Source organism: Gilliamella sp. Pas-s95 (assembly GCF_009795795.1).
In the GTDB taxonomy this organism is placed as follows: Bacteria; Pseudomonadota; Gammaproteobacteria; order Enterobacterales; family Orbaceae; genus Gilliamella; species Gilliamella bombicola.
In genome coordinates, this window is sequence record NZ_WTFC01000009.1 from 1 (window position 1) to 12,174 (window position 12,174).

Annotated in this window: 9 protein-coding genes; 4 read left to right on the plus strand and 5 right to left on the minus strand. The window is 35.3% G+C overall.

The window, feature by feature from the left end:
• Positions 1 to 287 precede the first annotated feature (287 nt).
• Entirely contained in the window at positions 288 to 626 is a 339-nt protein-coding gene (gene erpA, locus GQ598_RS03605) for an iron-sulfur cluster insertion protein ErpA (protein WP_034914816.1), read from the minus strand.
• A 159-nt stretch (positions 627 to 785) separates the two neighbouring features.
• Between erpA and hemL the strand changes: the two genes are divergently transcribed.
• A complete protein-coding gene (gene hemL, locus GQ598_RS03610) occupies positions 786 to 2,078 on the plus strand; it encodes a glutamate-1-semialdehyde 2,1-aminomutase (RefSeq protein ID WP_160402393.1) in 1,293 nt (430 codons plus the stop codon).
• 63 nt (positions 2,079 to 2,141) lie between these two features.
• A complete protein-coding gene (gene bcp / locus GQ598_RS03615) occupies positions 2,142 to 2,618 on the plus strand; it encodes a thioredoxin-dependent thiol peroxidase (protein WP_091349742.1) in 477 nt (158 codons plus the stop codon).
• A gap of 27 nt (positions 2,619 to 2,645) precedes the next feature.
• Here the strand turns inward: bcp and GQ598_RS03620 are convergent, their stop codons facing one another.
• Positions 2,646 to 3,731, minus strand: coding sequence for an AI-2E family transporter (locus tag GQ598_RS03620; protein ID WP_091349738.1), 1,086 nt, complete (start codon positions 3,729 to 3,731; stop codon positions 2,646 to 2,648).
• Between the two features lie 48 nt (positions 3,732 to 3,779).
• Positions 3,780 to 5,300 (minus strand): helicase HerA-like C-terminal domain-containing protein, encoded by a 1,521-nt coding sequence (locus tag GQ598_RS03625; RefSeq protein WP_160402394.1) that lies wholly within the window; start codon positions 5,298 to 5,300, stop codon positions 3,780 to 3,782.
• 176 nt (positions 5,301 to 5,476) lie between these two features.
• Here GQ598_RS03625 and GQ598_RS03630 point away from each other — a divergent pair, with 176 nt between their 5' ends.
• Positions 5,477 to 5,707: a YdcH family protein gene (locus tag GQ598_RS03630; RefSeq protein ID WP_065582975.1), complete on the plus strand. Its 231-nt coding sequence runs from the start codon at positions 5,477 to 5,479 to the stop codon at positions 5,705 to 5,707.
• Positions 5,708 to 6,053: 346 nt separating this feature from the next.
• On the opposite strand, the gene mgtA is transcribed toward GQ598_RS03630, so the two are convergent.
• Positions 6,054 to 8,762 carry a magnesium-translocating P-type ATPase gene (mgtA, locus tag GQ598_RS03635; protein WP_160402395.1) on the minus strand — a complete coding sequence of 903 codons (2,709 nt, stop codon included), beginning with the start codon at positions 8,760 to 8,762 and terminating at the stop codon, positions 6,054 to 6,056.
• Between the two features lie 712 nt (positions 8,763 to 9,474).
• Here mgtA and GQ598_RS03640 point away from each other — a divergent pair.
• Entirely contained in the window at positions 9,475 to 10,152 is a 678-nt protein-coding gene (locus tag GQ598_RS03640; RefSeq protein ID WP_160402396.1) for a hypothetical protein, read from the plus strand.
• Between the two features lie 105 nt (positions 10,153 to 10,257).
• Here GQ598_RS03640 and GQ598_RS03645 read toward each other — a convergent pair whose 3' ends face one another.
• Positions 10,258 to 12,150 (minus strand): DNA topoisomerase III, encoded by a 1,893-nt coding sequence (locus GQ598_RS03645; protein ID WP_160402397.1) that lies wholly within the window; start codon positions 12,148 to 12,150, stop codon positions 10,258 to 10,260.
• Positions 12,151 to 12,174 lie beyond the last annotated feature (24 nt).

The following is a 12,174-nucleotide window of genomic DNA, read 5'->3' on the forward strand; positions in this document are numbered from 1 at the left end:
GCGAGACTTGAACTCGCACGGCCAAAAAGGCCGAGGGATTTTAAATCCCTTGTGTCTACCGATTTCACCACCCGGGCTCAAAACTTACTACCAAAAGGTAATTGCGTTTTGAATGCTGTGCATTTTACCCATCTTAAATTTGTCGTCAACAAAAAAATTTAAATTATTATCTAACTGCTCAATGTTTGTCACATTTTGTGGGTTTATTCATCTATTCCGCTTAATAGCTAAAAATTCTGATGTGCTGATTAGCAATATTATTAGCGTTTAAAAAAATTAAATACGAATTAAACACTAAAAGATGAACCACAACCACACGTTGTTGTTGCGTTAGGATTATCAACCACAAAGCGAGAACCTTGTAGGCCTTCTACATAATCGATTGTGCCACCGACGAGATATTGTAAGCTCATTGGATCGATAACTAGCGATACGCCATTTTTTTCGATAGCGAGATCATCTTCATTTACTTTTTCATCGAAAGTAAACCCGTACTGAAATCCACTACAACCACCACCGGTAATGTAAACTCTTAGTTTAAGGTTTGGGTTTTCTTCTTCTGTTACTAATGATTTTACTTTATTGGCTGCTGCATCAGTAAAGTTGATTGGTAAAGCATCGCTCATATTCTTCTCCTAATATATTGATCTTAGCATTATATACCCTTGCTAAATGAAAATACAAAATAGAAAAATTCTATTAAATAAATTTCGAATAGTTGGCTTGAATTTATTTTGATTTTATGAATAAATACAATAAAATTTTATAGAGAGAGCATCTCAATTATGCGAAATACATTTAAATCAGAAAAGCTTTATCATCAGGCCTTATCCGTTATGCCTGGCGGTGTTAATTCACCAGTCCGCGCATTTAACGGTGTGGGTGGCACGCCTTTATTTATTGAGCGCGCAAACGGTGCATATATTTATGATGTGGATAATAAAGCTTATATTGATTATGTCGGTTCTTGGGGGCCGATGATCCTTGGGCATAACGATCCCGATGTTGCCAATGCGGTAATTAATGCGGTGCGTAATGGTTTAAGTTATGGAGCACCAACCGAAATTGAAACCAAAGTTGCCAATTTAGTGACACAATTAATGCCTTCTATTGAAATGGTGAGAATGGTAAATTCGGGAACCGAGGCTACTATGAGCGCCATTCGTGTTGCTCGTGGTTTTACAGGGCGCGATAAGATTATTAAATTTGAGGGTTGCTATCACGGACATGCCGACTATTTGTTAGTTAAAGCAGGATCTGGTGCGCTTACGTTTGGTCACCCAACTTCTCCTGGTGTACCTAACGATTTTGTTAAGCATACCTTAGTTTGTGATTATAACAATTTAGAGTCAGTCAAAAAGCAATTTGAGCAATATCCTAACGATATTGCTGCCATTATTATTGAACCTGTTGCCGGCAATATGAACTGTGTACCTGCCCAAAAAGAGTTTTTGCAAGGATTGCGTGAACTTTGTAATCAGTATGGTGCTTTATTGATTATTGATGAAGTGATGACGGGGTTTAGAGTCGCGCTTGGTGGTGCTCAAGATTATTATGATGTAGTGCCCGATTTGACTTGTTTAGGAAAAATTATTGGTGGCGGTATGCCTGTTGGGGCATTTGGTGGTCGTGCGGATATTATGATGCAACTAGCGCCAACGGGTCCAATATACCAAGCCGGGACCCTTTCAGGTAATCCTGTTGCAATGGCAGCTGGATATGCAACGTTAACGAAGTTGATGGAAGTCGGTATATATCAGGAGCTAGAAAATAAAACTGCAGCACTTGCCGATGGTTTATTAGCAGCAGCTAAAAAGTATAATGTGCCATTAGTGGTGAATTATGCAGGGGCGATGTTTGGGGTATTTTTTACAACTGCTTCCGAAGTGACCAGTTATCAAGATGTGATGCGGTGTGATGTTGAATTATTCAAAAAATTCTATCATCATATGCTAACGGAAGGTGTTTATTTTGCACCGTCAGCTTTCGAAGCGGGATTCATGTCACTTAAACATACAGATAAAGAGATCAATCACACAATTGAGGCTGCAAGTCGTTTTTTTAGTAACTTAGCTTAAAAATATGACACTGTTTTATATATCCAAAGAGAAAATTAAACTATTAAAATAGGTAATAATCATATGGTTAATCCACTTAAAGAAGGTGAAAAAGCACCTCAGTTTTCGTTGCCAGACCAAGATGGGGAGCTAGTAAGCTTGAAGGACTTTAAAGGTCACCGTGTTTTAATTTATTTTTACCCAAAAGCAATGACCCCGGGTTGCACTGTACAAGCATGTAATTTACGCGATTGTTCTGATGAATTAAAAAAGTATAATGTTGTGATCCTTGGTATTAGTACAGACAAACCTGAAAAGCTATCTCGATTTATTGAAAAAGAGCTGTTAAATTTTACATTACTTTCTGACGAAAATCACGAAGTCGCCCAAGCATTTGGTACTTGGGGCGAAAAAGAGTTTATGGGAAAAACCTATGATGGTATTCACCGTATTAGCTTTTTAATTGGTAAAGACGGAAAAATCGAAAAAGTATTTGATGATTTTAAAACAGCTAATCATCATGAAGTGGTTTTAGATTATCTTAAAAAACACGTCAAATAATTACTTTGAATAAAAGCAGATTAGCCATTAATCTGCTTTTAATTCACCATTTGCGTTATTTAATTCGTCCTGTTTTGGCCAAGCATTTATGATTGCTTTGACTAATGTCGCTAATGGTATTGCAAAAAATATTCCCCAAAATCCCCATAAACCACCAAATACAATCACAGCTAAAATAATAACTAATGGATGCAAATTGAGTTTTTCAGAAAATAAACAAGGCACGAGTAAGTTGCCGTCTAACGCTTGTATTAGAATATAGAAAAACAATAAATAACCAAATTGAGCAGTGAATCCCCATTGAAAGAGTGCTATAAGGACAACGGGGATACTTGAAATAATAATACCCACATAAGGCACCAATACAGATAAGCCAACAATCACTGCTAATAAGAGCCCATAATCTAAGCCAAAATACCAAAAAGGAATATAAACACAAATCGTTAAAATAATAATATGTAGTACATTGCCAACAATATAATTGGATATTTGCATATCCATTTCAATAGCAACTTTATTTAGAATTGTGCGGTTTTTAGGTAAGATTTTTGAGCAATATCCCCATATTTTGGCTTTATCTTTTAATAAAAAGAACATCATAATTGGTATTAATACTGCATTAATCGCAACAGAAACTAACCCTAATAAAGAGACAATTGAAAACTGCAGTAATGAATTACCCGTTTGTACAACTTTTTCAGTAATACCTTGAAGCACCGAATCGAATAAGCCGACATCGATTAATTCGGGATAGTGTTCAGGCAATGTGGTTAAAAAATTATTAGCAAAATTTAGCATGTTTGGAATATTGGTGATCAAGCTGATACTTTGTTGCCAAATTAGCGGCAATAAGATCATAAATCCGACCAATACCACCATGATAAAAAGCAGTAAAACGATCACAACAGATAGTGTTCTTGGAATATTTTTTTTGTGTAAAAAGTTAACCGGACTATCAAGCAAATAAGAAAGCACAATAGCAATAAAAACAGGCAGAAGAATTTTATTGAAAAAATAGATTATAATAAATAAACCAATAATAACCGCCATTAACGATACAACATGCGGATCACTAAAGCGCTTTTTGTACCATTCAATAAACATTTTTAACATTAAAATTCTCCTACTTTACTGATATTTTAAGCTATAAATTTAGTTTAACTATTTTTTTAAGCCACCCAATATGCCACGGGTGATCTGTTTGCCTATTTGATTAACAACTTGTCTTGTTGCGCTTTTGGCTATTTGTTGGGTAATGCCATCATGCTGCCCACCTTTGGGACCTTTGGAGCCAAAAAGCAGCGTACTTAGAAAATTAAGCAACCCACCATTATTTTGTTTATTGATATTATCATCACTTTTTGAGGCACTATTATTGGCATCTTGGTTAGGCAGGCCATTTAATGAAAATCCATCTTTTAATATTTCATAAGCCGATTGTCGATCTAAGCTCTGCGCATATTTATTGTAAAAATGAGATTGATGCATAATAGATGATTGATTATCTGGCGACATTGCCCCCATTTTGGAATTTGGAGCAATAATATAGCCTCGTTCAACCATGTTTGGGCGACCTTTTTCATCTAAAAACGAAATAAGTGCTTCGCCAACACCGAGCTCCATGATTGCTTTTTCGGTGTCAAAGCTTGGGTTAGCACGCATGGTTTGGGCTGCTGTTTTTACAGCCTTTTGATCTTTAGGGGTAAATGCGCGTAAAGCATGCTGTACACGATTACCTAATTGCCCTAAAACCGTGTCGGGAATATCGTTTGGATTTTGCGAGGCAAAATAAATGCCTACACCTTTAGAGCGAATTAAACGCACCACTTGTTCTATTTTTTCTAATAATGCAGGCGAAATATCATTAAAAAGTAAGTGAGCTTCGTCAAAAAAGAAGACAAGTTTAGGTTTGTCAAGATCACCAACTTCTGGCAAATGTTCAAAAAGTTCTGACAATAACCATAATAAAAAAACTGAATATAATTTAGGCGAGTTATATAATTTATTGGCCGATAATATGTTAACTATGCCATGACCTTCAGAATTAACGTGAATTAAATCTTGGATATCAAGCATGGGTTCTCCAAAGAAGAATTCGGCACCTTGTTGTTCGAGTGTTAACAATCCGCGTTGGATTGCACCAATTGACGATAGCGAAATGTTTCCGTATTGTGTAGTAAATTTTTTGGCGTTATCGCCTACAAATTGAATTAATGCTCGAAGATCTTTGAAATCAATTAATAGTAAGCCGTTATCATCCGCAATTTTAAATGCCAACTGTAACACGCCTGCTTGAACGTCATTTAAATCAAGTAATCGACCAAGTAAAATCGGTCCTATATCTGATACGGTACTGCGAACAGGTATTCCTTTTTCAGCAAAGACATCCCATAGTTCAATTGGTGACGAATCTGGTTGCCAGTTATCAACCTCAATGCTAGCTAAGCGGGCTTGTAGTTTGTCAGATAATATACCCTTTTCACCTATTCCTGTTAGATCACCTTTAACATCAGCAAGAAAGACCGGCACACCTATTTTTGAAAAACCTTCGGCCATTTTTTGTAATGTAACAGTTTTGCCAGTACCCGTTGCGCCAGTAATTAAACCATGACGATTAGCTAATGCAGCTATAATAGATAAATCTTTACCTTGGCTTTTGGCAATTACAATCGATTCACTCATAAATTAACCCCTTATTAATTTTATGATAAAAATTGCATTGTTATAGGAGCAAATCTGTTATAGGAACAATTATGCTATAAAACAATTTCTCTATTAAAATGGCTTATAATATTGTATTCTGAATTAGCAATAGCTGCTATTGTTATTATTCTATCTAGCCTATATAAGGAGGCACTATGTTTCCAGAATATCGAGAAATCATTTCTAAATTAAAAAATACCGATTTACGTTTTCAAAAATTGTTTGATCAACATAATGAGCTCGATCAAAAAATTAAAAACATTGAATCTGGAATTATTGTCAACACTACCGAAACGATAGAGGCACTAAAAAAACAAAAACTTAAAATTAAAGATGAAATTTATGAAATTTTAAGAAAAGCATCTGATACTCATTTAAATTTATAATCAAGTATCACTTGTAAACATTTTAATTAATAGACTAGTTATCACTTAAAATTAACACAAATAAAAACCCCAATAACTGGGGTTTTTTATTATCTGTTAACCTAATTGTTTGTATTCACCATTTTGGTTTTAATTTCTTAATTGTTCTTGAGCTTTTTTTTGTTTTCGGCTTTTGATTAACATAATTAAATTTTTATGTGGTGTTTTCATAGATTATTTCCTTTTTTGTTATAATTATATGGTTAATAAATTAATTTTTAATAACTTTTACTATATAAATTTTAAAATTGCTAAGCGACGTTGATATCGCTTAGCATTATTGGTAATACGCTGTATTATGGTTAAATTAAAACCATTGACCGAAGCGTTTAATATAAATCCGTTTCATCAACTGAGCAACACAGCAATAACTAAATAGGGTTGCTAAAAGCCATGGGAAATATGACCAAGGTAACGGTTGTAAACCAATTAATCCACCCAGTGGAGAAAACGGAATATAAATCCCTACAGCCATAATTAACATTGTCATCACAATAACAGGAAATGCTGCGGTGCTTTGCACAAATGGAATTTTTTGTGTTCTAAGCATGTGCACCACCAATGTTTGTGACAATAACCCTTCAATAAACCAACCTGAATGAAACAGCGATTGCGCTTCAATACTGTTTGCACTAAACACAAACCACATTAGTGCATAAGTTGTGATATCAAAAATAGACGATGTTGGTCCAATCCAAATCATAAAGCGTCTAATATTTAGCGCATCCCATTTGCGTGGTTTTTGTAAAAACTCATCGTCCATTTTGTCCCATGGTAATGAGAGTTGAGAAATATCATACAGTAAGTTTTGAATAAGTAAATGTATCGCTAGCATAGGTAAAAACGGTAGAAACGCACTAGCCACTAATACTGAAAAAATATTGCCAAAATTCGAACTTGCGGTCATATTTAAGTATTTCATGATATTGCCAAAGGTTTCGCGTCCGCATATTACACCTTCTTCTAATACCATTAGACTCTTTTCAAGCAGAATAATATCGGCAGATTCTTTAGCAATATCCGTTGCAGTATCGACCGAAATTCCTACATCAGCATCGCGCAGTGCCGGTGCATCGTTTATACCATCCCCTAAAAAGCCAACGGTATGACCGTTATCTTGCAATAATCGGATAATTCGCGATTTTTGTAGTGGAGTTAATTTAGCAAAAATAGTACGTTGTTCAATTTGTGTTTTGAGCTCAGCATCATCCATTTTTTCAATTTCAGCACCAAGTAGTGGAATGCCAGGCTCTAAACCAACTTCTCGACACACTTTGATGGTGATGATTTCATTATCACCGGTTAAAACTTTAACGCCAACACCATGTTCACTCAATGCTGAAATTGCCTCGAAAGCGCTTTCTTTTGGTGGATCTAAAAAGGTTAAAAAGCCACGAATAGCAAGCGCTGTTTCGTCTTGTACTGTGTATTGTTCTTTTGTTTCGCTAGCTGGAATGTCTTTTATACCAACCGCTAATACTCTAAAACCATCTTTGTTGTAGTCATGTGCAAGTGCAATTAACGCTTGTTTGCGTTTATCGTCTAACGGTAAGTATTCGCCATTTTCATAAACATGACTAGCAATAGATAGCATTTCTTCAACTGCACCTTTACAAATCATCAAATGGTTATCACTGCCATTTTGCACAACTACCGATAAACGGCGACGTACAAAATCAAACGGTAACTCATCAATTTTTTTGTATAAACCAACACCCACCTTTTTCATATTGGTTTTTTCTTCGGTAAAACGGATGATCGCTTTATCCATTAAGTTTTTCATACCACTTTGATAATAGCTATTAAGCCAAGCGAGTTCTAAAACAGAGGAATCAACTTGCCCCTTTATATCAAGGTGATGCTCTAAAATAATTTTATCTTGCGTTAAGGTGCCTGTTTTATCGGTACATAAAATGTCCATCGCGCCAAAATTTTGAATAGCGTTAAGTCGTTTAACTACAACTTTACGTTTTGCCATACCAACGGCACCTTTGGCTAGGTTAGCACTGACGATCATTGGTAACATTTCAGGCGTTAAACCAACCGCAACGGCTAATGCAAAGAGTGCTGCATCGCCCCAATCGTTTTTTGAAAAGCCATTAATAAAAAAGACAATTGGCACCATGATTAGCATAAAGCGAATAAGCAACCAACTAACACTGTTAACACCACGATCAAATGAAGTTTCAGCACGTGATCCAACAATTGATTTTGCTAATGAGCCAAAATGCGTATCAGCACCGGTTGCAACCACGATAGCAGTTGCGGTTCCACTGACAACGTTCGTCCCCATAAAACAGATGTTATTAACATCAAGCACATTATCTTTGTTAAGATTTGATTTTTCGATATTATCGGTCGTTTTTTGCGTTACTGCACCTAAGGTGTCATACTTTTCAACAGGAATGGATTCGCCAGTAAGTACCGCTTGGCTAACAAATAAATCCCTAGATTCAATTAATCGGATATCCGCTGGGATCATGTCGCCTGCTGATAAATAAACAATATCCCCCGGAACAATTTCACTTAATGGAATTTCAATGCGCTCTGGAGTCATATCTTTATGTGCACGACGCAACACGGTTGCTGTTGTGCGAATCATTGATTTTAAGGCTTCAGCCGCTTTGTTTGATCTAAACTCCTGCCAAAAACGCAATAATCCACTAAGCGATACCATGGTTAGGATAATAATAATCCCAGTTAAATCAGTTTCTTCACCATTTTGCAAAGGCAACCAAAAATCGGTCACAAAACTGACACTAGCTAATGCTAATAATACAAATATAAATGGGTTATTAAATGCCATTAATAATTGCACTAGAATTGAGGGTACCTTCTCACGTGCGACTTCGTTTTTACCATATTGTTCAATTCTCGATTTAGCACTTTCTTGTGTTAATCCTGAAAGACTAGATTGGAATTTAGATAAAATACTATCAAGGCTGCTTTGTGCCTCATTGATAGCTTTGATATCTGCACTATTTTGTGCTTTATTTTTTGATGTAGTTTTTGTCATCTCGAGTACCTATATTCATAATTTTGGCAAAAGTATGCCTACTCATTGTTACCAAGTAACGATAAGTTATTAAATTTTATGATGAGCTAAAATTTTATTGCATAGCAAAACTAGCCCGTAAAGCTATTTTGGATAGCTAGTGCTGAGCATTAAATTTAATTAGCAAATAGAATTAATTAAGAATTTAGATACAACTCGGTGGTTCTAAATGTTTTTCTGAAAGATGTAAAACACACAACATTAAGCTTTGTGCGCATTGATGTTTAGAATTTGTGTGATAGCGTGTAAGAAAATGCATATCGTTCACCATTACCGTTTTATCAATTTCGGCTTGTGAACTGAAAAAATAGTGATTTAGACAGGTTCATTAACCGATAATGATATGTTTAAATTTGTCTCCCCGCATTTTGGGGTGACCCGATTGAGTGTCCATATTTCTCCTGTAAATTGAACTCTTCACTTTATATTTTAACTTCCCTTCACCTTCATTTTTAACTTCCATTATAGCTAAAAAAGGAAGAAAAGCTCAAAAGGCGGGCATTTTATACGCTTTTCCGAAACAGAAGTCAACCAATAAATCAAAAAAGAGGAGAACAATTATAAAAAACAGCACTTATCGCTATTTTTACCTTCATTTTAATATAGAATTGATATCTCACTTACCTAATATAGGTTACAATCACAGCACGATTAATTAGTGAGAATACTTTAAATGGAAATTTCGGAATTACTCCATGATAATTGGTTCAATTTGATCATTATTTTTGTGCTTTCCTTTATCGCATTTATGTATAAAAAACGCCCTCAAAATGATGGTTTTGACAATATTATTAAATATACCGATATTTTGGAAAAGACACCTCACCCTCAATATAAAACAGAATTTTTAAATAATATTAAAAAGAAACTTATATGGAACAAGGTTTGCTTTTATAAAGCAGGGGGTATAAACAAAGAACGTATCGCTATTTCGCTAATTAACGCTGACGTTCATAACATTATCGAACTGACTCAGTTAGATTCATTAACACACTATTTTAGTATCACAAAAAATCACATAATACCACTTAAACCTTATTTAATTAAAGAGGTTATACTTAGTAGTACGGCATTTATGTTTGCCTTTGTTATGTTGCTTTCTAATATAGTAACAATCTTTAGCTCTTCTTTGATAATTAATGTTATTGTTGCTATTTTAACTATTTTTATCATTATCATCGCACTGTTTCGCTTTGCACTAACCCCAATAAAACGATTCAAAACATATCTTTTAATCGTAAAAGACAAAGCCTTTTTACAAAGAGCAAATAACGAATTAGCCAAAATAATAAAAGATAAAAATAACATTAACGCCGCAATGCTAGACGAAATAACGGAACCAGAAAAATAGCCCAACGGCAACTTAATAACATTATCAATTGGCGCTAATATAACGTATTAATCGACAAAATGAATGTGATAATAATAATTATCTCATCCTATTTTTATATAGCACCTAGGCTCGAATATTCAACCTTGCATTTTTTAACTGATTAACAAGATCCAACAGCGAAGAATTAAGTTGATGCATAAATTGCTGGTATGAAAATGCTTTCTTACTAATTTCGTCTAATTGTAATTCCCAATGCGCTGTCATGTCAGGCATCGACATGACATCGGGGAGAGATAAAATAAGATTTTTACCCACATCAGTTGCGCGAATTGCCTTGCCTTGGCGAGTTAAAAACTGGCGTTTAAATAGCAATTCAATAATGCCCGCTCTGGTTGCTTCGGTGCCTAGTCCATCAGTTTCGCGCAATATTTTTTTGATTTCGGGATCTTTAACAAATCGAGCAATTCCCGTCATTGCAGACAATAATGTTGCATCGGTAAATGGTCTTGGCGGTTGAGTTTCTTTACTAACCAGCTCGGTATCAATACATTGCACGGTTTCGCCTTTTTTTACTAATCGAGTTAATAGACCATTACTTTCATTACCATCTGTATCGGCTTCAACTTGATTATTTTTACTTTTAAACAAAACCTTCCAACCTTCGTCAAGCATTTGGTTAGCTTTAGAAACAAATTTACCGCCTTGAATATCAACATCAATTTGCAATTCAGCATATTTATAAGTTGGGTAAAATTGAGCTAAATATTGCGTTGCCACAACTTGATACACTGCTTTTTCGTTATCAGTTAACTTTTCCATTCTAGCTTTGCGCAACGTTGGAATAATGGCGTGGTGTGCTTCAACTTTTTTATCATTCCAAGCCTTGGAACGTAATGCAAAATCAGCATCACCAATAGCGGTTTGTAGTTCAGGGCAATTATTTTCAATGGCAGACTTTACGCCTGTAATTTGTTTTAAATGCTCTTCAGGTAAAAATCGACAATCCGACCTTGGATAGGTAATTAATTTGTGTTTTTCATATAACGATTGGCAAATATCGAGTACTTCTTGAGCACTCAATCCATTTTTTTTGGCCATTTCAATTTGCAATGTAGATAAATTAAATGGCATTGGTGGCGCCAGTTCTTTCTTTTTATTACTGACTTTGTCAATTGTTCCAGATTGATTATTAATACGCTGGCAAACATTTTCAGCTAATTTTTTAACTAATACGCGCCCTTCTTCATCCTGATAAGGCGAGCAAGCTTCGCTGGGTTGCCATTTCGCTTTAAATGTTTCATTATCTTTGGTTTGTAACACGGCAAATACTTCATAAAACGGTTTGGGTACAAATTGTGCTATCTCTAAATCTCGCCTAACGACTAACCCTAAAATAGGCGTTTGTACTCGCCCTATTGATAACACGCCGCGATAACCATTTTTTTGCCCAACAATAGTACAAAGCCGGCTCATATTAATGCCATAAAGCCAATCTGCTCGAGCTCTTGCTAATGCAGAAGTGGATAAAGGGATAAAATCTTGATTACTACGCAACTGTTGTAATGACTTTTCAACAGCGCTAGCATTTAAATCACTAATCAAACATCGTTGTATTGCTTTACGTTTATCTGGCGGTAGTTGACAATAATTTAAGACTTCATCAACTAATAACTGCCCTTCTCTGTCTGGATCACCTGCGTGTACAATTTGATCGGCGGATTTAATCAGATCCACCAGAATATTAAATTGCTTTTTGGTATTGTCTTTTGGCATCAATATCCATTGTTCGGGCACGATAGGTAAATCGTTAATCGCCCATTTTTTATAACGAGGATCATAGATTTCTGGAGTGGCTTGCTCTAATAGATGCCCAATACACCAGCTCACAACATCGCCATTACTTGCTTTAATAAAGCCATTACCCTTTTGATGAGGTTTAGGTAAGACATCAGCAATAGCCCGAGCTAAACTAGGTTTTTCGGCGATAAATAAACGATAGGACTGATTAGATTGCATGAGAATGATTGTTCATTAAAAATT